The organism is Halomonas sp. ABH4_019 (assembly GCF_056159885.1).
The window spans coordinates 1,008,030-1,033,029 of record NZ_JBSWWC010000001.1 but is presented as its reverse complement, the minus strand read 5'-3'; the positions used below and the strand labels follow the sequence as shown (position 1 = coordinate 1,033,029).

Genomic DNA, 25,000 nt, shown 5'->3' with positions numbered 1-25,000 from the left:
TTCAAAGCTTCATCCCCGACAAGGTCTGATATGTTTCGGTTGAGAAGTTATCAGTCATCCCTGATAAGAAATCAGTAACCAAGTGAGCGCGAAGGTTCCATTCTTTAAACTTGAAGTTTTCATCTGTATTGTCAAGTTCAGACCTGTCGTCCTCATAAGCTTTTATATAGTTTTTTGGAAAAAGGGATAGCAGCTTCTTCTCTATTATGATAGGCTTTCCTTCCCCGTCTTTGTTTTTTGAGTAATCTAATGCACAATTAAATCGTTCATGATCGCAATCTAGCAAGCAGCGAAAGTGGTCCATTAATCCATAAATTGCTGTATATCCGGCAAGCTCAATTTTTTGCACTGACTCATGGCAGTAGACGTTGGAGCGGCAAAAATACTTTAGAGATTCTAAGGCTTTCCCGGCTGGTGAATTGTTGGGTATAAGAGATGGGAAGTCCCCCTTTGCTACTTCTTCGTGATTCTCAATATACTGATTGGCACTATAGGTGGCTAATACTCTGTTAAGACTTGTCCTAAAGTCGATGTAAGTAAATGCAGTCTCATCCTCTCTGGAGCCACGGATTGCATTTTTGAAAATATCATGGATTGTTTTTTCTGTTTCTTCTTCCTTGAGATGCCCCTCTTGAGTGAGGCGTTCTTGCCAATCTTTATATATTTTTTCCAGAGAGGGTGTTTTTTCTACCAAACCCTTTTCTATTGAGTCTTCAAGATCGCTGATGCAATAAGCAATGTCGTCAGCTGCTTCCATTATGTATGCGAGTGGGAATCTTTGCGGTTTTTTGAATTCAAAGTTTTCCCATATGGCCCTAACTAATTTTTCTTCCGTTGAGAAATATCCTCCTTTCTTTTTGAATGGAGAATCAACGCTTTCAGGCTTTTGTGTACAGCATCTTACGTACTTAATATATGAGGCTAGTGTGGTTTTTGTTAGATTTAGTCCGAACTCATCTGAGTTTCTTTGAAGCTTTGCTGCGACGCGTAATCCTTGAGGGTTTCCATCAAACTGAAGAAAATCGGAGATTGCTTCTATAATGCGGGGGTCTTCGTTCCCTAGTCCGCTTTCTCGACTTCTGCTGCTACAGGATTTGATTAGGGATTCAGCCCCATTTTTTCTAAACCATTCCGAAATGGCAGCTTCACCAAAATGCCCAAATGGAGGATTTCCTATATCATGCATCAAGCAAGCTGTTTCGATGAATGCGACAAATGCACTGCTTTGTTCCGCAGATATTATATTTTTTTCTCTAAGCTTTTCAGAAGCCTGGTCGGCAATGTATCGACCCATTTGCGAAACTTCAAATGAATGTGTGAGTCTGCTCCTGACTGCGGCGTTTGGCTCCATTGAAAATACTTGGGCTTTTTGTTGGAGTCTTCTGAAGGCAGGGCAGAAAAGCAGTCTGCCTCTATCGCTTTCAGCTTCTATGTCAATTTTTCTGTCAGCGACTCTTGAGTTTCTGAATCTTTCTGAAGAAAGTATCTTTGAATAGAATTCTTGCATTTTTATCTCCCTGGCTAAAGGCTAAGGTGTTTTTCGTGATTTTGTTTTTTATGCATGATACAAAATAGGTGCTTTCTAATAAATAGCTGTTGTCTTTACGACGAGCTGGATAAGGGGTGGGGTTGTGGTCTTTGTTCCAACCCACTCACCCGCATCACTCTTCTTTGCGCCGCGTCCATCAGCTGGCCGCGGCCGGTTTCCACCAGCGTCAGCCAGTGGCGGGCGCGGGTGATGCCGGTGTAGACCAGCTCTCGGGTGAGGATGGGGTTCGGCGCGTCGGGCAGCACCAGGGCGGCGTGGGTGAACTCCGAGCCCTGGGACTTGTGCACCGTCATCGCGAACACCGTCTCCACCGCCTGCAGGCGCGAGGGCAGCACCCACTTGATGCGGTCGGTGCCGTCGCCGGCGGGGAAGGCCACCCGCAGCAGGCGGCGGCTGCCATCGCCGGGGGACGTGTTCGGGCGAGGCATATCCAGGGTGATGCCGATATCGCCGTTCATCAGCCCGAGGCCGTAGTCGTTCCTGGTGACGAGTACCGGGCGGCCGGGATACCAGCGCTGGCGGCCGTCCTGGCTGTCGATCAGCCTTTCCCTCTCCAGCGCCTGGCGCACTCGCTCGTTCAGGCCTTCCACGCCCCAGGGGCCGCGGCGCAGCGCGCACAGCAGCTGGAAGTCGCCATGGGCCGCCAGTACCGCGCGGGCCCAGGCATCGAAGGCGTCCTGATCCGCGTCGTCGGCCGGACGGTGCTCGGCCATCACGTTCAGGAAGTGGCGATAGCCCACCGGCGGTGTGTCGGCGCTGTGGGCTCCGGGAAAGCGCTCGGGGCAGCCGGTCACCGCCAGGCGGGCCAGGCCGCGCTCGTCGTCGGCGGATAGCTTTTGGTGGGAGAGGTCCGCGAATCCGTGGCTGAGAGCGCCACCGATCGCTTTGCGCTTGGCGGCGGGCTCGGCCTCCAGGTTGATCGCCGCGGCCAGCTGGCCGATGCCGCTGTCGGCGGTGAAGCGGTGGCTGACGCGCAGCATGGCGATGGCCTGGTCGAGGGGCTGGCCGTCGGCATCGAGGGTGTTCGCGGGCAGCGGTTGGCCGGTGGCCTGGGCCAGCCACTCGGCGGTGGCCGGGGTGTAATGGCCGCCCTCGGCCCGGGCGCACAGGTCGCCGAGCACGGAGCCGGCCTCCACCGAGGCGAGCTGGTCCTTGTCGCCCAGCAGCACCAGCCGTGCCTTGGGCGGCAGCGCCTCGAGCATCGCGGCCATCATGCCCACGTCGACCATCGAGGCCTCGTCCACCACCAGCACGTCCAGCGGCAGCGGGTTGTGGCGGTCGTGGCGGAAGCGGCGGGTGTCGGGCCGCGAGCCGAGCAGGCGGTGCAGGGTGCTGACCTCGGTGGGGATCGCTTGCTCGAGTGCCTCGGCGGGATTTTCGCGCAGCAAGCTGCGCTCCCACGGGGAGGCGGTTTCTGGCTGTGTGGTGCCTGGCGTGTCTGGGGCCTGGTCATGGGATTCCCACAGGGCGGCCAGCTTGTCGAAGGGCAGGCGCCGGACCTGGCCGGCGATGGACTCGTTGAGCCGGGCGGCGGCCTTGCCGGTGGGGGCGGCCAGGCGGATGCGCAGGGCTCGCTCTCCTTCTCCCTGGCCTTCGCCGAGGGCCTGGGCCTGGAGCAGGGCGAGCAGGCGCACCACGGTGGTGGTCTTGCCGGTGCCGGGGCCGCCAGTGATCACCGCGAAGCGCGAGCGGCCGGCCAGCGCGCAGGCGGCCTTCTGCCAGTCGAACGGTTCCCGGGGTGGGAAGAGGGTGTCGAGGATCGGGCGCAGGGCTTTGGGGTTGATGGGGCGCTTGTCGGCGCCAATCGCCGATACGTCGGACCGGCGCGAAGCTGCGCTCCCACAGGGGGAGTTCTCCTCCCTGGTGGCATCTTCCTTACCAGGGGAGGTGGTGTTGGCGTCGTCGAGCCGGGCGAAGATCCGGCTGTGGATATCCTGCTCGTGCTGCCAGTAGCGGCGTAGGTAGAGCCGTGGGCGCGCGGCAGTGCCGGCGAGCACCAGTGGGGTGTTGCCGGGGCCTTCGGCTACCAGGCCGGGCTCGGTCAGGGCGGCGCGCCAGGTGTCCAGCTCCAGCGCGGCCATCACCCGGCTGGGCAGCGGCGGCGGGTCTTCGAGGCTGTCGCCCTCCGGCGGCAGCGAGAGCGCCAGGTCCGGGGTGGCCAGCGTCTGGGCCAGGTCCAGGCACACGTGGCCGCGGCCGAGCTGGTGGCTGGCCAGGGACGCCGCCAGCAGCAGCAGGGGTGAGGCCTCACTGACCTCGCTCTCCTTATTCTCCGCGCTTTCCCGGCTGCCCCGGCTCGCCTCGCGATGCAGGAAGGTGGCGAAGGCGCGGTCCAGCGAGCGCAGCCAGCCGCGGTCGACCCAGCGGTCGAGCAGGGCGAACAGCGCCGCGTGATCGGCCAGCGCGCGCTCGGGGGCCTGAGTCAGCGACTGTTCGGGCGCGGCAGTGTGGTTCGGGATATCCGGCATCATGCGGCGGCCTCCTCGGCGCGGAACAGAGCATCGAGCGCGAGGATCAGCTCGCTCGGCGGGCGTTCGGCGTGCACGCCGCGGGAGGGCGCGCGGGTGCCGCGCAGGAAGACGTAGAGCGCCCCGCCCAGGTGGCGCTCGATGTCGTAGTCCGGCAGCCGGGCCTCGAGCAGCCGGTGCAGGGCCAGCAGGTAGAGGCAGTATTGCACGTCGTAGCGCTTCTCGAGCACGGCCTCGGCCATCGCCGCCTCGGTGTAGGCGGCATCACTCGCGCCCAGGTGGTTGGACTTCCAGTCGAGCACGTAGAAGCGGCCTTCGTGCTCCACCACCAGGTCGATGAAGCCCTTGAGCATGCCGTTGAGGGTGTCGGGCTCCAGCGCCGGGCGGGGGCGCCCGCCGAGTGTGTGAGCGCTTACGAGGGCGTCCATCTTGCGCGTGTTGACCTTATGCGCGGCGAACCAGAATTCCAGCTCGATCCGGTAGTCGGACGCGCGATGCAGGGCATCGAGGCGCAGCGGCGCGGCCTCGCCATCGCCCGAATCCGGCACCGGCAGCGGCGTGGTCAAGAGCTCCGGTAGCCACTGTTCGAGGGCGGCGATCTGGCCCTCCCAGCCGCGGCGGTTGGCGCGCCGGGCCAGGGTGTCGGCGCGCAGTTCGGCGTCTTCCGCCACCCGGGCGAAGCCTTCCTCGCCGGCCCATTCCAGCAGGCCGTGCAGGAAGGTGCCCGCCGAGGGGCCGCGGGGGAAGCGGTGAAGCGAGCCCTCGCTCACCGTGGCTGCGGCAGCATCGAAGGGCTCGTCGATCACCTCCATGGCCGTCGCCTCGTCGGCGGTGGTGGGTTCGGGGGCCGGTTCGGCCTCGACGGCGGTGGCTGCTGCGCTGTCCTCCTCCGGCGTGGCGCCGGTGCGCAGCGCTGAGTAGCTGGCGATCCACCAGTGCTCGCGGATCGCCCGGGTGGGTGCGCGGGCCTCGCCCAGCGGCGCGTCGTCGGTGGCGAGCTCGACCGGCGTGGCATCGGCCTCGGGGGCGTCCTGAACCGTTACGCGATTTGCGTTGTCGCCGGTCAGCGCCTCGAGCGCCGGGCGCAGGTTGTCGGGCGAGAGCGCTTCGCCCCCCTTGAGGAGATGGCCGACGGCGCTGCGCTCCATGGCCTCCAGCGGTGACAGGCCGAGCCAGGTGGCGTGGCGGGCGCGGGTCAGGGCGACGTAGAGCTTGCGCAGGTCCTCGCCCAGGCGCTCGTGGTCGGCGCGGGCCAGCGTCTCCTCGTCGGCGGAGAGCGTCAGGCGCAGGTGGCCGTCGTCGTCGTGCCATCGCAGCGGCAGGTCGCCCTGCTTCACCGGGCGGAAGGCGGCGATGAAGGGCAGGAACACCAGCGGGTACTCCAGGCCCTTGGACTTGTGGATGGTGACCACTTGCACCAGGTCGGCGTCGCTCTCCAGGCGCAGGCGGTGAGTGTCGGACTGCGCCTGGGGATGCGCGCGGGACTCGGCGAGAAAGCGCAGCAGGGCGTGCTCGCCGTCGATCTCGGCGCTGGCCTCCTGCAGCAGCTCGCCGAGGTGCAGTAGGTCGGTGAGCCGTCGCTCGCCCTCGGGCACCGCCAGCAGTCGGCCGGGTACGGCGAAGTCGGCCAGCAGCCGGTGCAGCATGGGTAGCACGCCGCGGCGCTGCCACTGGCGGTGGTAGTCGCGGAACTGCATCACCCGCGCCTCCCAGGCCAGCTCGTCCTGCTGGGGGCCGCCGTTCAGGGCGTCGAGCTCGGCGAGGCTCAGGCCCAGGCTCGGCGTGGCCAGCGCGGCGCGCAGGCAGCGCTCGTCGTCCGGCGCGGCGCAGGCGGCCAGCCACACCTCCAGCTCGGCGGCGGCCTCGGTCTCGAACACGCCCTCCTTGTCGGAGAGGTAGACGCTGCGGATGCCGCGGGCCAGCAGGGCGGTGCGAATGGCGCGGGCCTCGCTGGCGTTGTTGACCAGCACGGCGAGGTCCGACGGCGCCAGCGGTTGGAAGTCTTCCTCTTTCTGGAAACCGGTCTGCCCGGCCTGGCCCTCGCGCAGGAGACTCGCCATCTCGGTGGCGCAGCGCCCGGCCAGCTCGCTGAGGTAGGCGCCCTTGGGCAGGGTGTCGTCGCTGGCCAGGTGCCAGAGCGTCATCGCCGGCTGGGCGGCGCCGTGGCGGGTGAGGGCATCCTTCCTGCCATTCGCTTTAACAGGACTGAAAGGGACGGGATTGTCGTCGCCGCGGCGGAACAGGAAGGCGCCGGCCTCGTTATTGGCCTCGGCGTGGGCGAACACCCGGTTCACGGCCTCGACCATGGGCGTGGCGGAGCGGAAGTTGGTGCCCAGCGTGACGTGGCGGCCGGTGGTGTCGCGCCGGGCCTGGAGGTAGGTGTGGATATCGGCGCCGCGGAAGGCGTAGATCGCCTGCTTGGGGTCGCCGATCAGCAGCACGGCGCTGTCATCCCGGTTGTTCACCAGTTTATAGACCCGGTCGAACAGTCGGTACTGCACCGGGTCGGTGTCCTGGAACTCGTCGACCAGCGCCACCGGGAACTGCTCGCGGATGCGCGCGGCCAGGGTCTCGCCGGCCTCCCCCGCGAAGGCGGCGTCCAGCCGATGCAGCAGGTCGTCGGGGCCGAGCTCGGCGCGGCGGCGCTGCACGGTCTCGCGGCGCGCGGCCATCCAGTGCACGGCGTGGGCGAGCAGGTCGGCGAACGGGTCGGGCAGCTCGGCGAGGCGCTCCGGCAGCGCTTCCAGGGCCTCCAGCGCCGGCAGATTCGGGACGGGATCTTCTTTCCAAATCTCGGCGATGCCCTCCGGCGTCAGGCGCTTCCAGGCGGCGGGGGTGAGATCGGGACTCGCCAGCTCGGCGTCATTGACCCAGTCGCGCAGGGCGGCGAGCCAGTTGACGCGGCTCTTGGCGTTGAGCTTCTGGCCGTTGAACGCCTTGCGTTTGGCGGCGGCCTCGAGCAGCGCCTCCAGCTCGTCGAGCCAGGCCGGCCAGGGCGCCTTGAGCTCGGCCAGCGCCGTGGCGCGCCGCTCGCGGTAGTGGTCGATCGCCTCGGCCGGCGGCGGCGCCGCGGGCAGGGCGGCGGCGTGGGTGCGCAGCCGGGCGGCGGTGTCGTTGAGGGCGTCCGGCGTCGACCATTTGCAGTGGCCGTTGATGATCTCCAGCGCTTGGGGGTCGAGGTCGTAGTAGAAGCTGCGCCAGTAGTCCCGGGCGATCTCCAGGTCCATCTCCGACTGGTCCAGCGACATCTCCAGGGCGAACAGGCTGCCGCTGTCGAAGGCGTGCTCGCGCAGCATGCGGTGGCACCAGGAGTGGATGGTGGAGACCGCGGCCTCGTCCATCCACTCGGCGGCCAACCGCAGCCGGCGGGCGCAGGTCGGCCAGCTCTCGCGAGGGTAGCTGTTACGCAGGGCGATCAGAGGGTCCTGGCTGCCGTCATCGTCGTCTGCGGGGATATCCACCGCGGAAGCGTTATCCACCGGTGGTTCGGCGAAGAGGTCCCCTGTCATCGGACCACCGTTTCGGTACGTCCCCGGCGCTTCGTCTTCGTCGATTGGCTGGAAGGCCTCGGCGGCCTCCACCAGCCGGGCGCGGATGCGGTCGCGCAGTTCCTGGGTGGCGGCGTTGGTGAAGGTGACGACCAGGATCTCCGGCGGGGTTAGCGGTCGCGGGAAGCTGGCCGCATCGTCCTCGTGCTCTTTGTTTGAGACCCTGGGCCCGAGCACCAGGCGCAGGTAGAGCAGGGCGATGGTGAAGGTCTTGCCGGTGCCGGCGCTGGCCTCGATCAGCCGGCTGCCGGTGAGCGGCAGCGCTACGGGATCGAGCCGAGGCGTCTCGGCCGCTTGCATGGCTTCCGTCATCGTCATGCCTTGCCTCCCTGGCCCTTGCCGCCTTTCCTGTCGCGCTTCTTATCGCCGCCCTTGGCCTTCACCGCGTCGTGAAGTGGTGCATAGAGCGCGGCGGTCAGCTCGGTGAAGTGCCGCCCGGCGGCCTCGTGGCGCACCAGGCTTTCGAGGTCGCGCCACTGGCGGGCGAGGTACGGATCGCGGCCAAGCTCGCCATGGTCGCCGTTGAAGCCGGTGCCATGGAAGGCGGTGACGGCGGCCTTCCAGGCCTTGAGATCGGCCTCCTCCGCTTTCGCCTCGTCGCGGAAGACGCGGGCCAGGGCGCCGGGGTCGCCGCCCTTCTCGTGCCAGGCGAAGGCGGTGTCGCGGGCCAGCGGCAGCGGTGTGGTCATGCCGGCGCGCCAGGCGCGGGCGATGGCTTCCAGATGCGCCCGGGCGGTGTTGGCGTCCAGCGGCGCCAGGGTGCCGCCGCCGGCGCGGGAGATCAGCTCGGTGGTCATGGGGCCGAGGGCGAGCTGGCCGGCCAGGTGGGCGACCCAGGGGGCCAGCCAGTGCTTCCAGTGGTACTTCCGCTTGTTGATCAGGCTGCTGGTCAGCAGCACCAGCCGGCAGCGCTCGCCCGCTTCGTTCTCGCGCAGGCCGTCCAGCCAGTCCTCGACGGCTAGCGGGCCCTCTTCGGTGGCGAGTGTCAGCGACACGGCGGCCGGCGTCTCCCAGGCGTGGGGCCAGGCCTCGAGCAGCTCGGCGTAGTCGCTGAACACCTTGTCCAGCGGCTCGACCAGCTGCTCGCGCATCAGCTCGGCGAAGCCGCCCATGGCCAGGCGCCCCTCGCGCTCCAGGCGCGCCAGGGTGTCGTGCACGGCGGGCGTCGGCGGTTCGGCGACGTCCACGGCGCGGCGACCGGCCTCGATCAGCGCCTGCTGGAGCTGCCAGTGGTCCAGGCCGTCCAGGGCGAAGGGCTCGTGGTCGGGGCTCTCCAGCGCCTCGCGCTCGAGATGGACGCCGAGCCGGGTGGTGAAGAAGGCCTTCACCGGGTCCTTGAGGAAGCCGCTGAGACGCGCCAGCGGCAGGGCGGTATCGAGCTCCATGGGCGGCAGTACGCCGTCCGCGACGTCTTGCGGCGTTGTCTCGACAGCGTGCACCGCCCGCCATTCATGGGCATAGGTAAACAGCGTTGGATCTTCTGAAAAGTAGCTGCGACTGAACGGCTGCAGCGGGTGCTCGGTGGTCAGGGCGTCGACCAGGGCCTGGCCGGCGTCGTCTTCGTGCTCGTGTCCGGCGAGCGTCCAGCCGGCGGCGAGATGGTCGCGCAGTTGGCCGAGCAGCACCGAGGGCGGCTGGGTGGCGTTGTCGTGGATGCTGCGGCCGACCCAGCTGATCATCAGGCTGTCGCGGGCCGAGAGCAGCGCCTCGAGGAACAGGTAGCGGTCGTCCTCGCGGCGCGAGCGGTCGCCGGGGCGGTAGTCGTGGCCCATCAGGTCGATGTCCAGTGGGCGCTGTACCCGCGGGTAGTCGCCGTCGTTCATGCCGAGCAGGCAGACGTGGCGGAACGGGATGGCGCGCATCGGCATCAGGGTGGCGACGTTCACCGCGCCGGCCAGGAAACGCTGGGAGAGGTTGGCCTCGTCGAGCTGGCCGAGCCAGTGCTCGCGCACTACCGAGAGCGGCAGCGCCTCGGTGAGGCCGGCGTCCTCGCTGGTCTCCTGCCAGTCTTCCAGCAGTTCGCCCAGGCGGTTGAGGGTGGCGAGGTCGGCCTCGTCCTCGGCGGCGAAGCACTCGGCCAGCAGGTCTCGCAGGCGGCGGCACCAGGTGGGCACGTCGGCGGGCTCGGAGAGCGCGCGCCACTGGGCCTCGAGGGCGTCGAGCAGGTCCATCAGCGGGCCGGCCAGCGCGGCTTCCAAGCCGCCGATGTCGCCGAAGGGTTCGATGTCGTGCCAGGGGTCGTCGGCGCCTTCGTTCTCCGTCTGGCCCACGGCGTAGCCCAGCATCAGGCGGCGCAGGCCGAAGGCCCAGGTGTTGGCGGTGAGCCCGCCGGGCAGGTCGAGACGGGCGCGCTGCTCGGCGTCGAGCCCCCAGCGGATGCCGGCGCCCTCGATCCAGCGGCGCAGCACCGGCAGGGCGTCGGCGTCCAGCCCGAAGCGGCCGCGCAGGGCGGGTACCTCCAGCAGGTCGAGCAGGTCGCTGACCGTGAGCCGCGCCTCCGGCAGGTGCAGCAGCGCCTCCAGCGCCACCAGCAGCGGCTGGCGGTGGCGGCTGGTCTGGTCGGAGAGCGTGAAGGGGATGTGGCGCGGGTCGTCCGGCGGCAATCGGCCGAACACCGCCTGCACGGCGGCGGCGTAGGTGTCGATGTCCGGCACCATCACCAGCACGTCGCGCGGGCGCAGCGAGGGGGCGGCGTCGAAGGCGGCCAGCAGCTGGTCGTGGAGGATCTCGACCTCGCGCAGCGCGCTGTGGGCGACATGGAAACGCAGGCTGCGGTCATGGGCCGGGTCCACCGCCGGCCAGGCCTCGCGGGTCTCCTGGGGCGGGCGAAGCTCGAGGATGTCGTCCTGCAATTGCTGCAGCAGCCCGGGGGCCTTGGCCTGCTCGAGGGGCGAGTCGAACAGGTCGATGCGCATCGCCTCGGCGTCGAACAGCGCCCGGTAGGCGTCCTGGTCGTCGAACTCGTCGAGCAGGCGCAGGTAGTCGCGGCCCTGCTTGCCCCAGGCGGCCAGCAGCGGCTGGGCGTGGAGGTGCAGCTGGGTGTCGTCGAGCGCCAGCGGCATGCCGGGGCGCTGGCGCTGGCGCCGGCGGGCGGCCCGCAGCAGGTCCTTGTGCTCGATGATGTCCGCCCAGTAGTGGCGGCAGGGATTATGCACGCACAGCAGCACCTGGGTGACCTTCGACACCGCGGCCAGCGCCTCCAGGGTCTGGCGGGGCAGCGAGGAGATGCCGAACACCACCACCCGGCGCGGCAGGCCATGGGGTCTCGTCTCGGGTGTCAGCGCCCGGCAGGCCTCGAGGAAGCGGGTGTGCACCCAGGCGCGGCTGGTGGCGAGGCCGTCCACGCCGATGTCGTCGCGCAGCCGCCGCCACAGCGCCGGCTGCCAGCGCTGGTCTTCGGAAAGCGCGCGGGCCTGGCCGCGGGCGTCGATCAGCTCGTCGCGGCCCTCGGCCCAGGCGGAAAGCCAGTCGGCGCGATAGACCTGGTACTGGTCGAACAGGTCGGCCAGTCGCTCGGCCAGCTGGTGGCGCTTGCGGCGGTCCTCGTCGTCGGCCAGGAAGCGGGCCAGGGGAGCGAAGGTCGCGTCATCCGTGAGCTCCGGCAGCAGGCGCATCAGCCGCCAGATCAGGCGTGGTTTGTCCAGGGGCGAGGCCGGCGGCACGGCCTCATGGCCCAGCACCGCGCGGTAGGCTTGCCACAGGTAGCGTGCCGGCAGGGTGACGTCCATCGCCGCGGCGATGCCGGCGCCGGCGGGCGGGTCGGCGGCCAGCGCCAACTTCAGCCACTGGCTGATGCCGTTGCTCTGCACCAGGATCACCTCGTCCTCGAGCGGCGAGAGCGGATGCTGGCGCAGCCACTCCACCGCCAGGTCGCGCAGCGATTCCAGGCGGTTGCCGTGGATCACCATGAAGCCGGGCGTCAGGGCGGTCTCTGCGGTGGCGAGCATGGCGAATCCTTCGCGGCGATGAAACGGGGCTTCATGGTGCCATAAATGCCGTGGCGTCGTGCCAGGGGCTCGGGCATTCAGCGGGCCTTGTGAATCGTGGCCCGGTCGAAGGCGGCGGCTTCGTTCAGCAGCCAGTCGATGAAGCGCGCAACGGCGGGCGGCGCCTCGCCGCTCGGGGGCGTCAGGAGGTCGTAGGTCATGGGCGAGGCGAGCACATGGCGCTCGCCGAAGGGCCGCACGAGCACGCCGCTTTCCAGCCGATCCATGGCCACGGGATGATTGGCCAGCATGATGCCGCGTCCGGCGATGGCCTGATCCATGGCCAGACCGGACAGCGAGTAGCGGCGCTGTGGCGGCGGCACCCGGTCGGCGACGCCGGCGGCCTCGAGCCATTCCCGCCAGCCTGGAAAGGCGACGCCCTGGGAGGACTCCCAGCAGACTTCCAGCAGGCTGTGGCGGGCCAGGTCGGCGGGCGTCATGGGACGAGCTCCGCGCTCCAGCAGCGATGGGGCACAGACGGGAAACAGCTCGTCGCCGAACAGGCGCTGGCTCGTCACGTCCGGCCAGGGGCCGCGGCCGTAGCGAATCGCCAGGCGGGCCCCGTCGCCTTGCCAGGCCGGAACCGTCAATGACTGGCTGGCCTCCAGCGAGATGTCGATGCCGCCCACCCTGGCGTCGAAATCCGCCAGCCGTGGCAGCAGCCACAGCTGCATGAAGGAGGGCGGGGCGCTGAGCGTCAGCATGGGTGCTCGTCGTGCGCTCTCCTGAGCGTTCTGGACGCCGGCGGCGATACGCTCGAGGCCGCTGTCGATGTCCTTGGCCAGCTGTCGTCCGGCCTCGTTCAACTGCACGCCGTTGGCATGCCGGGCGAAGAGCGATATGCCGAGCCGGTCCTCGAGCTGCTTGATCTGGCGGCTGACCGCGCCGGGGGTGACGCCCAGCCGGCTGGCGGCTTGCTTGAAGCTTTCCGCGCGAGCCGCTTCGGCAAACGCCCGCAGCGCATTCAGGGGGAGGCGTTCGATCTTCATGGATTGAGTTTTCCTGAACCTTGGCCTCCAGATTAATCGTTTGGCGACGCCGCCGGCAAATGCTCCACTTGGTCTCCATCACGGCCAAGGGGGCGATATGCAAGGGACCAAGCAGTTGAGCAATGCTATGGCAACTACCGGCGGCGTGGCGCGCCGGCACCTGGATATGCAGGCCAGTCTGCTGATGGTGCTGTTCTGCCTGGCGCTGGGCTTTCAGCAGGTGGCCATCAAGATGGTCGCGGCGGATATCTCGCCGCTGGCCCAGATTGCGCTGCGCTCATCCCTGGCGGCGCTGCTGGTGGCGGCGCTGGCCTACCGGCAGGGCATTCGAGTGGCCGACCTGCGCGCCCATCTCGGCCCGGGCATCCTGGTGGGACTGGGGTTTGCCGCCGAATTCGTGTTCGTGGCCTGGGGGCTGAACTACACCCTGGCCTCGCACATGTCGGTATTCCTCTATACCGCTCCGGTGTTTGCGGCCCTGGGGCTGCACCTGCTGGTGCCGGGGGAGCAGCTGACGCGGCGCCAGTGGATGGGTGTCGGGCTGGCCTTCGGCGGCATGGTGCTCGCCATGGCACCGGCCACCGATATCGCCAATGCCGGCGACATCCTGCGGGGCGATCTGCTGGGGCTGCTGGCCGGCCTCGCCTGGGCCGCCACTACCCTTGTGATACGCCGCTCCTCGCTGTCCGAGGCGCCCCCGGTCCAGACGCTGTTCTACCAGCTCGCTTTCACCGGCCTGCTGTTGCTGCCCGTGACCGCGCTGCTCGGCGATCTCGGCCGCCTTCAGGCGACAGGCGCGGTGGTGGCCAGCCTGGCCTTCCAGACGTTGGTCATCTCGCTGGCCGCGCTGCTGCTGTGGTTCGCGCTGCTGCGGCGCTATTTCGCCTCCCAGCTGGGGATCTTCTCGTTCCTGTCGCCGGTGTTCGGCGTGCTGTTCGGCGCGCTGCTGCTCGGCGAGCCGCTGACGGCCAACTTCCTCGCCGGCGGGGCGGCCTTGTTACTCGGCCTGCTGGTGGTGACGCGGTAGGCGAGCGCCTCATGAACGCCCTCGCGGAGAACATGCCATTGCCGCCATACCCGGTGGGCGGCCTCGAGACGCTTGCCACTCACTCCGGCCGCACCTGGGCGTGACGCGGCTTGGCCAGCCCGGCCCGGCCCATATTCCTCCATGGGCATCGGCCGAAGTGCGGTGACTTCCTGCCTCGATCCGGCTCGTCAGTTCGCCCGGTAAATGGGGTCCACTTCGCCGAGGGTAGGTGATATCGTTAACAGTTGACGATTTAGGCTTGCCACAAGGGCCCGATATGGACTCAACCAAGGATCGAATCGGTCAGCGACGTTCCAACACGCTGACGTCCATTGCTCGAGATGCCATAGAGCAACTGATCATCTCCGGAGAGCTGTCCGCCGGGGACCGTATCAACGAAAGCGCCCTGGCGGCGAGGTTCGATATCAGTCGCGGCCCGATTCGCGAGGCCTGCCGCAGCCTCGAGTATGCCGGGCTGATCCGCAACGTCGCCAATCACGGTGCCTACGTCCGCGAGATGAGCCTGGAGGAAGCCCGTGAGCTCTATGAAGTCCGCCGTGCCTTGACCGCCCTGGTGGGAGAGTTGCTGGTCGAGAGGGCCACGCCGGAGGTGATCGCGGAACTGAATCGGCTGGTCGATCGGATGAACGAGGCCGCCGAGCGAGAAGACATGGATGGCTACTATCAGCTGAACCTGCAATTCCACGACACCATGATGGCCAATACCGGGAATAGCGCCCTGGGCCGCTACTATGACGACATCATCAAGCAGCTGCACCTGTTTCGCCGCCGTGGGCTGGTACAGCGGGGCAACCTCAAGGCCTCCAATGCGGAGCACGTCACCATCGTGGAGGCGATAGCCGAGCGTGACGCCGAGAAGGCATCCAAAGCCCTGCGAGACCATGTGATGGCGGGGTGGCGCCGCATGGCGGAAGCACTCGGAGAGACCTGAATCGTTCATGGCGGGCCGTGCCCCTGTCGCCTTCTTGCCCACCACGCGGCGTCTTCCGGGTGCGTCAGGGGGGCGCCCCGGGAGCGTCCCTCACGCCATGGCCTTGCAGGACCGGGGACGAGCCTTTATCGATGCTGTAGACCAATGTCTACTAATGACGAGGCGAGGGGTTTGCTAGTTTTGCGCCATGTAAACTGTTAACAGTTTACAGATGCTTTCGAGACACGCCTTCCTACAACGACTACAAGGAGCATCACCATGCCTCATTGGTTCACAACCGGCATGCTGGCGGTGGGCATTGCATCCGCCTCCATTGCCACCTCTGCACAGGCGGCAGACGACTTCCCGACCGAGCCGGTCGAGATCGCCGTGCACACCTCGCCTGGCGGTGGCACCGACACGACCGCCAGGATGGTGGCTCTCTCGACCCAGGAACAAATCGACCAGAACGTCTTCGTCCAGAACAAGAAGGGCGGCGGCGGCTCCGTGGCGATGAGCTACGTCAGCGACAAGCCCGCCGACGGCCATACCCTGATGGCCGTCACCCCGACGCACCTTTTCACCATGCTGCGTGGCAACGCGCCGATCGGCATCGACGACATCCAGGGCGTGGTGCGGGCCACCGATGACCCGATCATCATCATGGTCCAGGGCGATAGCGACTACGACACCATCGATGACCTGGTCGAAGCCGGCCAGTCGGGCACGATCAAGTGGGGGGGCACCCAGATCGGCGGCGTTGATCATATTGCCGCCATGAGCTTCGCCAATGAGGCGAATCTCAATGTCTCCTATGTGCCGTTCGATAGCGGCGCGGAGTTTGCCGCCGCCCTGTCCCGCGGTGACATCGATGCCGCCGGCCTCAATATCTCTGAGTCCCAGGACCAAGTCGACGCGGGCGACTTCCGACCCCTGGCGGTGATGGCAGAAGAGCGCATGGGCGCCCTTCCGGACGTGCCGACACTGGCCGAAAACGGCATGGACGTCGCCTTCTCCACCGTGCGCGGGTATGTGGTTCTCAAGGATACCCCCCAGGAGCGTGTCGGCACGCTCGAGCAGGCCATGCTCGCTGGCATGGAAAGCGACCGGTATCAGGAATACCTCGATGGCATAGGCCTCGACAACGCGAGCATTGCCGGCGCGGAGGTATGGGACAAGCAGATTCGTCGCATGTACGAGTCGGGCAGGAAGACCATGATGGATCTCGGTCTTCTCCAGTGAGCCGCATGGCGGGGGCATGCACAGCCCCCGTCACTTTCTCTTGCGAGACGAGGAGACGCTCATGATTCGTCATTGGCGAGACCTGCTCCCGGGTTGCGTACTGCTGGCGCTGGTCGGCGTGTTGGGCTGGATTACCGCGGGCTTCGACACGGTGCCGGCATCCTTTGCCCAAGGCATGCAGGCGGCGGACATGCCGCGCTTGATCCTCGGCGTCATCGCCGTGTTGTCCCTGGTGATGATCTACCAGGGCCGCGGCCATGAAGAAGAGGACAAGCCGGTCATCTCCTGGCGCATGTGGGCCACGGCGCTGGTGCTGCTGGCCTCTGTGTTCCTGTTCGGCGTGCTCGGGCTGACGCTCACCACCATGCTGACCTGCCTGATCATCCCGCTGCTGTGGGGAGAGCGACGCAGGCTCTACGTTCTGATCTATGCCATTGCGGTGCCGGCGTGCATCTACCTGCTCTTTACCTTCGCACTGAAACTCAGGTTGCCGCAGGGCGTGCTCAGCCCGTGGCTGTCCTGAGGGAAGGAGACGACCATGGATCCGATTCTGACAGGGTTCGGCATACTCGCCGACCCGATTTCCCTCGCCGTCATCCTGCTGGGCACCATCATCGGCGTGCTGGTAGGGGCGTTGCCGGGGCTGAGTTCATCAATGGCGGTAGCGCTGCTGCTGCCCTTCACCATCTATCTGGAACCGATCCCGGCGATCGCGATGCTGGCCGCGCTTTACTGCGCCGGCACCTTTGGGGGTTCCATCACGGCCATCCTGATCAATGCTCCGGGAGCGCCGCCCGCCGCTGCCACGGCCTTTGACGGCTTTCCCATGGCGCAGCGGGGGGAGGCCGGCCGCGCCCTCGGCATGGCGGCGGTCTCCAGCGTCATCGGCGGCATCATCTCGCTGATCGTGATGGTGCTGGCGGCCCCGGCCCTCGCCGGCATCGCGCACTCCTTCGGGCCGCCCGAGTACTTCGCACTGGCGATCTTCGGGCTGTCCATGCTGGCCTCGATCAGCGGCAAGTCGCCGGTCAAGAACCTGATCGGGGGTGCCCTCGGGCTGTTGATCGCCACTATCGGGGTGGATCTGACCACCGGCGTCGAGCGCTTCACCTTTGGCGTGCCGGAGCTGTACGAAGGTATCAGCTTCATCCCCATCCTGATCGGCCTGTTCGCGGTGTCGGAGCTGCTTTCCCAGTCCGACGTCGTCGACAGGGCCAAGGACCGGATCACCCTCAACGCCATCAAGCTGCCCTCCCGAGAGGACTTCAAGCGGGTGTGGAAGACCATCCTGCGCTCCTCGGGTATCGGGACCTTCATCGGCATCCTGCCGGCGGAAGGCAGCACCATGGCGTCAATGATCGGGTACAACGAGGCGCGTCGCTGGTCGAAGCATGGGGACAAGTTCGGCACCGGTGAGGTCGAGGGCATCGCCGGCCCCGAAGCCGCCAACAATGCCGCCACCGGCGGTTCCATGGTGCCGACGCTGGCGCTGGGGATTCCCGGGTCAGCCACCGCGGCCGTGATCCTGGGTGGCCTTCAGATTCACGGGATCCGCCCCGGCAGTTATCTGTTCGAGAAGCAGCCGGACCTGCTGTATGCGATTTTTGCCGCCATGTTGGTGGCCAACCTGGTGTTCCTGGTCTTCGGCCTGGCCGGGGCCAAGCTGTTCTCGCGCATCTCTCTGATTCCCAGAACCTTCCTGTGGCCTGCGGTGTTTGCCCTCTGCGTGGTGGGCGCCTACGGCGTCAACCAGAGCCTGGTGGACGTCACCATCATGCTGATCGCCGGCTTCGCGGGCTTCTGGCTCAAGCGTTACGGCTTCGGTGCGGCGCCGATCATCATGGGAGTCGTGCTGGGCTCGCTGGTCGAGAACTCCCTGGCGCAGTCGATGATCATCTTCGATCAGGACGCGACCCGCTTTATTGAGCGCCCGGTGGCTCTGCTGTTCTTTGCCCTGGCCGCGCTGAGCATCTTCTACAAGCCGATATCCAGCGCCGTGCGTCGCATGCGCGGTGGCCCGATCACTTCACAGGGAAGCCAGTGACATGTCTCTGCCACTCGAAGGACGCATTGCCCTGGTGACCGGCGGCAGTCGCAATATCGGTCGTGCCGTGGCGCTTGGGCTCGCCGAGCAGGGGGCCGATGTGGCGATCGTTGCGACCCATCATGGCGAGTCCATGAAGAACACCCTGACCGACATCGAGGCGCTCGGGCGCCAAGGGCTCGGACTGGCGGCGGACATTGCCGATCCCGAGGCGATGGAGGGCGCCGTGGCCAGGGTGGGCGAGCGTTTCGGACGGCTCGATACGCTGGTGTGTTGTGCCGCCATTCGTCCCCACAAGCCCTTTGCCGAGCTGACGATCGAGGATTGGCGCCAGGTCATGGCCGTCAATCTGGATGGGCCTTTCCTGGCCGCCAAGGCCAGCCTGCCGCTGCTGCTGGACTCCGACCAGGCCGCCATCGTCACCTTCGGCGGCGTCAGCGCACATCTGGGGGCCGCCGAGCGGGCCAATGTCATCGCCTCGAAGATGGGAGTGGTGGGCCTGACCCGGGCGCTGGCGGTGGAGTACGGCGAGCATGGAGTGACCGCCAACTGCATCGTGCCGGGGCAGATCGATACCGAGCGTCCTGCTGGATCCCCGCCTCCCAGGTTGGCGGCCGGCAAGGGGGGGCTGGTGCGCCGCTTCGGGCGACCCGATGAGGTCGCGGCCATGGTCTGCCATCTGGCCGGCCCCATGGGGCGCTACAGCACCGGCCAGACGTTTCATCTCAACGGCGGAAGCTACCTCGGCTGATCCATGACCATCTATCTGAAACCCGATCGTCACCGGAACGTCCTGGGGTACTGGTGGCAGAACTTCCTGCTGCCCGCCGGTATCGCCGTCGCCGGTGGCGGTGTCTGGGACGCGCTGGAACTGCCGCTCGGCTGGCTGCTTGGGGCGGCCATCGCCACCGGCATTTGGGCGGGCGTCGGGCGACCGGCTCGCGCGCCCAAGCCGATTCAGCGCGCGGGGCTGGTGGTAGTGGGGGCCAGTGTCGGGCTCTGGATCACCCCCGAGGTGGCGCGGCAGCTGCTCGGCTGGCTGCCGGTGATGCTGGCCTCGGCGACCCTCGGCGTGGCGCTGGCCATTCTGGTCACACCGCTGTATGCGCGGCTTTCCGGACTCGACAAGGCCTCCGCCTATTTCTGTCTGCTGCCGGGGGGAGTGATCGAGATGGCCGAAATCGGCGAGGGCTATCGCGCCAACCGGGCGGCCATCGCGGCACTGCATGCCATTCGAGTCGGCCTGATCGTCACCCTGCTGCCAGCGGCGCTCTTCGTGCTGAGCGCTACCCCTTCGGTGCCGCCGGCCGTCGATGGGGGACAGACCCTCGCCCCGCTGTCGCTGGCCGGACTGCTGGTGCTGTGTGCGGCGGTGAGCTGGTGCATGGGGCGTCTGAGGATGCCATCCGCCTGGTTCCTGACGCCCCTCGTCGTTGCCGGGGTACTGGCCGGAAGCGAGGCGCTGCCCTCGGCGCATATGTCGCCGGGGCTCCTGGTCGCCGCTCAGGTGGTGGTGGGCTTCAGCCTCGGAGCCAAGTTCCAGCGTGCCACGCTCAAGGCGCTTCCCCAGGCCATTGTCACCGGTGTGCCGGTGCTCGTGCTGATCGGGCTGGTGGTGGCGATGGTCGCCCTCTCGGTGGCGGGGCTGTCGTCTTCCGCTGAATCCCCCGCGACCCTCGTTCTCGGGTTTTCCGTGGGCGGCATGGCCGAAATGACCCTGACCGCCCAGGCCCTTGGCCAGAACGCCGCCCTGGTGGCCGGTTTCCATGCCATTCGCGCCTTGTCGGTGAACCTCTTCGCAGGGCCCCTGTGGGCGCGACTCTCGCGCCTGCCACGGTTCCAAGACTCACGCTCATGCGTATCTGATTAAGGAGAATTTCATGTCTGTTGCTACCAATGTCTTCGCCAACATGCCAAAGGACACCCGGATCACCGCCGAGGCTGCTGCGTTCGTGGAGTCGGTTCGCTTCGAGGAGATTCCCGACGAGGCATTGCGTATCGGCACCCGCTGCGTGCTGGACGGTGTCGGGCTCTTCGTCGCGGGCTCCGAGGAGCACTCGGTGCAAATCCTGGCCGAGGAGGCCGCCGAGAGCGGCGGCCGGGCCGACGCCCTGGTACTGGGCCAGCGTGGCATCAAGGCGCCGATGGCCCAGGCCGCCCGGGTGCTGGGTACCGCCGGCCACGCCCATGACTGGGACGACAGCCAGGTCAGCCAGGACCCGGCGCACATCTATGGTCTGCTGACCCACCCGACCATTCCCCCGCTGAGCGCCTCCCTGGTAGTCAGCCAGCGCCTGGGCGGCGTAGACGGCAAACGCTTCATGGAAGCCTTCCTTACCGGCTTCGAGGTCGAAAGCAAGATCTCCGAGTGGATGCTGCCCCAGCACTATATGCAGGGCATGCACTCCAGCGGCACCGTGGGTACCTTCGGCGCCTTCGCCAGCGCCGCCAAGCTGATGGGCTTGAAGGGCGAGGTGCTGCGACATGGCTTCGGCATCGCCGCCAGCCTCGCCGCGGGCATCCGTTGCAACTTCGGCACCATGACCAAGCCCCTGCACGTCGGCCGCGCGGCGGAAAATGGTGTGACCGCAGCGCTGCTGGCAAGCCGTGGCTTTACTGCCGACCCGGAGGCGCTGGACGGTCCCTGGGGCTTCATGGCGGTGCAGGGCGGCGGGGCCAGCGAGGACAAGCTGTCACAGGGCTTCGGCAAGACCTGGTCCATCGTCGAGCCGGGGGTCTCCATCAAGCCGTACCCCTGTGGCGTGCTGACGCATCCGACCATCGACCTGATGCTGCGCCTGGTGCTCGAGATCGACGCCAACCCCGATGACATCGAGGAGGTGATCGTCCACGCGGGGTCGAATATCTTGAACCCGATCCGCTACCCGATCGCCGCCAATCACCTGCAGGCCAAGTTCTCTCTGCCTGCGGCACTGGCGATGATCGCAATCAACCGTCAGGCGGGTAAGGTCGAGTTTTCCGATGAGTTCGTGGCATCGCAGGCCATGCAGGACATGCAGCGTCGAATTCGCACCGAGTTTGACGAGGCGATCGAGGCCCAGGGCTTTGACAAGATGCGCTCGCGCATCACCCTGCGCCTGAAAAATGGCAAGGAGGTCAGCGGCTGGGCCGACGAGCGCTACCGCGGTGGTCCGGAAAATCCCCTCAGCGATGATGAGGTCGAGCAGAAGGTGCGCTCCTGCTGCGACGGCGTCCTGGGCGACCGGGCCCAAAGCGACCTGATCGCCACCGTGTGGAAGATTCAGGCGCTCGAGGACGTGAGCGCCCTGGCCGAGAAGTTGAATGGGTAACAACCGAGTGTATGGCTAGAAAACGTGGATTGACGCATCACGAGGAGGGGCAATGCCCCTCCTTTTTCATGCGGCGCTGGCCGATTCCATCGAGCGACGTCACCATGAGGCGAGATCGCAGAACGGGAGCCGTGCATGACCCCTGAGCGTTTCGAGCTCGACGCGCCGATCGGCGTGATCGCCGACACCCACGGCACGCTGCGCGACGAGGCGCTGGCGATGCTTGAGGGCTGTGGGCTGATCCTGCATCTTGGCGACGTGGGCAGCCGGGACCGAGATGAGGCGATCCTCGATCGGCTGGGCGAGCTGGCGCCGGTGTTCGCCGTACGCGGCAACGTCGATACCGCCGACTGGGCCGAGCGTCTGCCCTGGCACCGGGACCTCGCGGTCAACGGCTGGCGGCTGCACCTGGTGCATGAGCTCGCCGACTTCGACGAGGCCACCGCCTGTGACGCCGTGCTCCACGGCCACTCCCACAAGTCGCGCCACGAGTGGCGTGCCGGCCGGCTGCTGTTCAACCCTGGCGGCGCCGGCCGCCGCCGCTTCACGTTACCACTGACCCTGGGCAAGCTGTGGGCCGACGAGACCGCCCTGCGCGGCGCCATCCTTCAGCTGCCGGTGTAGGGCACTACTGAGGCGGGAGCATGGGCAACCAGAGAGCCAGGGCCACCAGGGCGGCCAGCAGCACCGGTGGGGTGATGATCAGCCCGACCCTCATGTACTGCCCCCAGCCGATGCGGTAGCCCTTGCCGGCCAGCACGTGCAGCCAGAGCAGGGTGGCGAGGCTGCCGATGGGCGTGAACTTGGGCCCCAGGTCATTGCCGATGACGTTGGCATAGACCATCAGCTGCTGGGTCGTCGTCGACACCTGGGCCTGGTCGATGGCCAGCGCGCCCATCAGGGTCGAGGGCATGTTGTTCATCAGCGAGGCGAGGAGCGCCGAGGCGAACCCGGTCCCCACGGTGGCCACGAAGGCGCCCTGGCCGCCGAGCCATTCCAGCACCGAGGCGGCCTCGGCGGTCAGCCAGGCATTGCCCAGGCCGTAGACCACCAGGTACATGCCCAGCGAGAACAGCACGATCTGCCAGGGGGCGTTGCCGATGACCTTCCTGAGCGAGATGACGTGCAGGTGGCTCGAGGTGAACCAGCGCCCGGCGATGGCCATCAGTACCAGGGCCGCCACCCCCATGATGGCGGCGAACGGGACCGGCCAGCGGGTGGTCAGGAACAGCGCGACCAGCAGCCCGGCGAGCAGCGGGAAGGCGGCGCGGAAGACCTGGCGGTCGCGGATCACCGTGGCCGGTGCCTCGAGCCGCTCGACGTCGTAGCGGCCCGGCACGTCGTGGCGAAAGTACCAGCCGAGTACCACCAGCGTGGCCAGAAGCGACACCAGGTCGACCGGCACCATCACCTGGGCATAGCGAGAGAAGCCGATATCGAAGTAGTTGGCGCTGACGATGTTCACCAGGTTGGAGATGACCAGCGGCAGGCTGGTCGAGTCGGCGACGAAGCCGGTGGCGATGATGAAGGCCAGGGCGGCCCCGGGGCGGAAATCGAGACGCGCCAGGATGGCGACGACGATGGGCGTCAGCAGCAGGGCGGCGCCGTCGTTGGCGAACACCGCGGCGATCATCGCGCCGAGCATCACGATCAGCGGGAACAGCAGTCGCCCTCGGCCGTTGCCCCAGCGGGCGATGTGCAGGGCGGCCCAGGCGAAGAAGCCGGCCTCGTCGAGGATCAGCGAGATGATGATCAGCGCCACGAAGGTGAAGGTGGCATCCCAGACGATGTGCCAGACCGTGCCTACGTCGCCCCAGTCGACGACCCCGGTGGCCAGCGCCACCGCGGCGCCGCCCAGGGCGCTCCAGCCGATGCCGAGCCCCCTGGGCTGCCAGATGACCAGCACCAGGGTGACCACGAAGATGGCGAACGCCAGCATGAAGGACTCCTTTCCCGGTGGTTCGGCTTAGGTTTTGTGCGAAAAGTCGGCGAGCGATGGCCAGACAAGGCAAAAATCGGTGAAAAGACGGACCGGGCTCGCGTGCGAGTTTACGTGGTGTAAATGAGTCCTTTGAGCCGATTTTTAACGCCGTATGGGCGAGCGCAGACAGTTTTCGTACGAAACCTAGTGCGTCGCCTGATTGACCCGGTGTGACACCGCCTCGGCGCTCTCGACCCGCTCCGAATAGCGGTCGGTCAGGTAGGCGGAGCGGCCCCGGGTCAGCCAGGTGAACTTCACCAGTTCCTCGCAGACGTCGACCACGCGCAGGTAGAGCGGCGACAGGCGCATGCGCCCGGCCTCGTCGAACTCGTTGAAGGCTCGGGGCACCGAGGACTGGTTGGGGATGGTCAGCATGCGCATCCAGCGGCCGAGGATGCGCAGCTGGTTGACGGCATTGAAGCTCTGGCTGCCGCCGGAGACCTCCATCACCGCCAGGGTCTTGCCCTGGGTCGGCCGAACGCCGCCCAGGGCCAGGGGGATCCAGTCGATCTGGGCCTTCATGATGCCGGTCATGGCGCCGTGGCGTTCGGGGCTGACCCACAGCATGCCTTCGCTCCACTCGGCCAGCTCGCGCAGTTCCCGCACCTTGGGGTGATCAGCCTCGGCGTCGTCCGGCAGCGGCAGGCCGGAAGGATCGAAGGTGCGCACCTCGCAGCCGTACCAGCGCAGCAGGCGGGAGGCCTCCTCGGACAGCAGGCGCGAGTAGGAACGCTCGCGCAGCGAGCCGTACAGCACCAACAGGCGCGGGGCATGGCGCGGCTCATGCGGGCCCGCCAGGGCGTCGACGTCGATGGGGCGCAAGAGGTCGGGGTCGATGTGGGGGAGCGCGTCGCGCGTCATGATACGGATTCCTCGCAACGAATGATTTCGCCGTCTTCCTTGGTGAACTCGGCGACGGGGTTCGGCAGCAATCCCAGTACCGTCTCCGACGGCCGGCACAACCGGGTGCCGCGCTCCGTCACCACGATGGGGCGATTGATCAGGATGGGATGGGCCAGCATGGCGTCGATCAGCTGCTCGTCGGTCAGCGCCGGGTCGTCCAGGCCGAGCGCGCCGTAGGGCGTGCCCTTGCGGCGCAGCAGTTCGCGAGGCGACATGGCCATCGCCGCCAGCTGTTCGAGCAGCTTCTCGCGGCTGGGCGGCGTCGTCAGGTAGTCGATGACGTGAGGCTCCTCGCCGGAGGCGCGGAGCATGGCCAGGGTATTGCGGGAGGTCCCGCAGGCCGGGTTGTGATAGATCACGCTGATCATGCCGGGGGATCCTCCGACGGGGGGCAGCAGGGGCGCAGCTCCTCGAGGAGCGGCTCGCAGAGTTCGGGGCGGCCGGCACAGCAATCGCGCACCAGGAAGCTGAGCGTCTCGCGCATGTGATCGAGGCTGGCGCGGTAGATCACCGAGCGGCTCTGGCGGCGCGAGACCACCAGCCCCGCTCGGGACAGCACGCCCAGGTGGGTCGACATGGTGTTGTGCGGCACGCCCATCAGCCGGGCGATCTCGCCGGCCGGCAGGCCTTCCGGCTCGTGGCGCACCAGCACCCGGAAGGTCTCCAGGCGGGTCGCCTGGGAGAGGGCCGTGAAGGCCTCGAGCATCTGTTTTGTGTCCATATGTCTAGAATTACAGACATATTGGCGAGAATCAAGAGGCGCCGAAGGGGGAGCGCGCCTGAAGCGCTCGATAACGCCGCATTCGCCCCCGCTCCGGCACTAGGTTTTGTCTGAAAAGTCGGCGAGCGAAGGCTAGGGCTAGGCCCGTTCCCTACGGGCCAACGCACTTCCCACATCCCAGTGGGTCGCAAGGCAAAAAAGCAGCGAGAAGGCGGACCGGGCTCGCGTGCGAGTTTACGGGGTGTAAATGAGGACTTTGACCGGGCTCGCGCACGAGCTGATTTTTAACGCGGTATAGCC

The 25,000-nt window shown here is 66.7% G+C and carries 18 protein-coding genes; 9 read left to right on the top strand and 9 right to left on the bottom strand.

Annotation, left to right across the window (positions count from 1 at the left end; all coding sequences use genetic code 11):
- Position 1: 1 nt before the first annotated feature.
- The 5 genes from dgt to ACXAFN_RS04615 all read right to left on the bottom strand — a co-directional run bounded on the left by dgt (position 2) and on the right by ACXAFN_RS04615 (position 12,540).
- Positions 2-1,507, bottom strand: coding sequence for a dGTPase (gene dgt, locus ACXAFN_RS04635; RefSeq protein ID WP_474986602.1), 1,506 nt, complete (start codon positions 1,505-1,507; stop codon positions 2-4).
- Between the two features lie 95 nt (positions 1,508-1,602).
- Positions 1,603-4,020, bottom strand: a complete 2,418-nt coding sequence (gene recD, locus ACXAFN_RS04630) for an exodeoxyribonuclease V subunit alpha (protein ID WP_474986600.1) — start codon at positions 4,018-4,020, stop codon at positions 1,603-1,605.
- Entirely contained in the window at positions 4,017-7,883 is a 3,867-nt protein-coding gene (recB, locus tag ACXAFN_RS04625) for an exodeoxyribonuclease V subunit beta (protein WP_474986598.1), read from the bottom strand. Before recB ends, recD begins: the two co-directional genes overlap by 4 nt.
- Complete coding sequence (recC, locus tag ACXAFN_RS04620; protein WP_474986597.1) at positions 7,880-11,512, bottom strand: exodeoxyribonuclease V subunit gamma; 3,633 nt, start codon at positions 11,510-11,512, stop codon at positions 7,880-7,882. The genes recB and recC overlap by 4 nt, the downstream gene beginning before the upstream one ends.
- Before the next feature lie 77 nt (positions 11,513-11,589).
- Positions 11,590-12,540 carry a LysR substrate-binding domain-containing protein gene (locus tag ACXAFN_RS04615; protein ID WP_474986595.1) on the bottom strand — a complete coding sequence of 317 codons (951 nt, stop codon included), beginning with the start codon at positions 12,538-12,540 and terminating at the stop codon, positions 11,590-11,592.
- 97 nt (positions 12,541-12,637) lie between these two features.
- Between ACXAFN_RS04615 and ACXAFN_RS04610 the strand changes: the two genes are divergently transcribed.
- The 9 genes from ACXAFN_RS04610 (at position 12,638) to ACXAFN_RS04570 (ending at position 21,719) form a co-directional block, all read left to right on the top strand.
- Positions 12,638-13,567, top strand: a complete 930-nt coding sequence (locus tag ACXAFN_RS04610; protein ID WP_474986593.1) for a DMT family transporter — start codon at positions 12,638-12,640, stop codon at positions 13,565-13,567.
- A 277-nt stretch (positions 13,568-13,844) separates the two neighbouring features.
- Positions 13,845-14,519: a GntR family transcriptional regulator gene (locus ACXAFN_RS04605; protein ID WP_474986591.1), complete on the top strand. Its 675-nt coding sequence runs from the start codon at positions 13,845-13,847 to the stop codon at positions 14,517-14,519.
- A gap of 258 nt (positions 14,520-14,777) precedes the next feature.
- A complete protein-coding gene (locus ACXAFN_RS04600; RefSeq protein WP_474986590.1) occupies positions 14,778-15,740 on the top strand; it encodes a Bug family tripartite tricarboxylate transporter substrate binding protein in 963 nt (320 codons plus the stop codon).
- Between the two features lie 61 nt (positions 15,741-15,801).
- On the top strand, positions 15,802-16,263 hold the full coding sequence (locus ACXAFN_RS04595; protein ID WP_474986589.1) for a tripartite tricarboxylate transporter TctB family protein: 462 nt from the start codon (positions 15,802-15,804) through the stop codon (positions 16,261-16,263).
- A gap of 15 nt (positions 16,264-16,278) precedes the next feature.
- The gene (locus ACXAFN_RS04590; protein WP_474986587.1) at positions 16,279-17,784 is read left to right on the top strand and encodes a tripartite tricarboxylate transporter permease; all 1,506 of its coding nucleotides are present in this window, start codon (positions 16,279-16,281) and stop codon (positions 17,782-17,784) included.
- Position 17,785: 1 nt separating this feature from the next.
- On the top strand, positions 17,786-18,535 hold the full coding sequence (locus ACXAFN_RS04585) for an SDR family NAD(P)-dependent oxidoreductase (RefSeq protein ID WP_474986585.1): 750 nt from the start codon (positions 17,786-17,788) through the stop codon (positions 18,533-18,535).
- 3 nt (positions 18,536-18,538) lie between these two features.
- Positions 18,539-19,654 carry an AbrB family transcriptional regulator gene (locus ACXAFN_RS04580; RefSeq protein ID WP_474986584.1) on the top strand — a complete coding sequence of 372 codons (1,116 nt, stop codon included), beginning with the start codon at positions 18,539-18,541 and terminating at the stop codon, positions 19,652-19,654.
- Between the two features lie 10 nt (positions 19,655-19,664).
- The gene (locus ACXAFN_RS04575) at positions 19,665-21,095 is read left to right on the top strand and encodes an MmgE/PrpD family protein (protein WP_474986583.1); all 1,431 of its coding nucleotides are present in this window, start codon (positions 19,665-19,667) and stop codon (positions 21,093-21,095) included.
- 135 nt (positions 21,096-21,230) lie between these two features.
- Complete coding sequence (locus ACXAFN_RS04570; RefSeq protein ID WP_474986581.1) at positions 21,231-21,719, top strand: metallophosphoesterase family protein; 489 nt, start codon at positions 21,231-21,233, stop codon at positions 21,717-21,719.
- A gap of 4 nt (positions 21,720-21,723) precedes the next feature.
- On the opposite strand, the gene ACXAFN_RS04565 is transcribed toward ACXAFN_RS04570, so the two are convergent.
- From ACXAFN_RS04565 to ACXAFN_RS04550, 4 genes are all read right to left on the bottom strand, one after another.
- On the bottom strand, positions 21,724-23,034 hold the full coding sequence (locus ACXAFN_RS04565) for an arsenic transporter (protein WP_474986579.1): 1,311 nt from the start codon (positions 23,032-23,034) through the stop codon (positions 21,724-21,726).
- A gap of 186 nt (positions 23,035-23,220) precedes the next feature.
- Complete coding sequence (arsH, locus tag ACXAFN_RS04560) at positions 23,221-23,937, bottom strand: arsenical resistance protein ArsH (protein WP_474986578.1); 717 nt, start codon at positions 23,935-23,937, stop codon at positions 23,221-23,223.
- The gene (arsC, locus tag ACXAFN_RS04555) at positions 23,934-24,347 is read right to left on the bottom strand and encodes an arsenate reductase (glutaredoxin) (RefSeq protein ID WP_474986576.1); all 414 of its coding nucleotides are present in this window, start codon (positions 24,345-24,347) and stop codon (positions 23,934-23,936) included. The genes arsH and arsC overlap by 4 nt, the downstream gene beginning before the upstream one ends.
- Positions 24,344-24,685, bottom strand: a complete 342-nt coding sequence (locus tag ACXAFN_RS04550; RefSeq protein ID WP_474986574.1) for an ArsR/SmtB family transcription factor — start codon at positions 24,683-24,685, stop codon at positions 24,344-24,346. Before ACXAFN_RS04550 ends, arsC begins: the two co-directional genes overlap by 4 nt.
- Positions 24,686-25,000 lie beyond the last annotated feature (315 nt).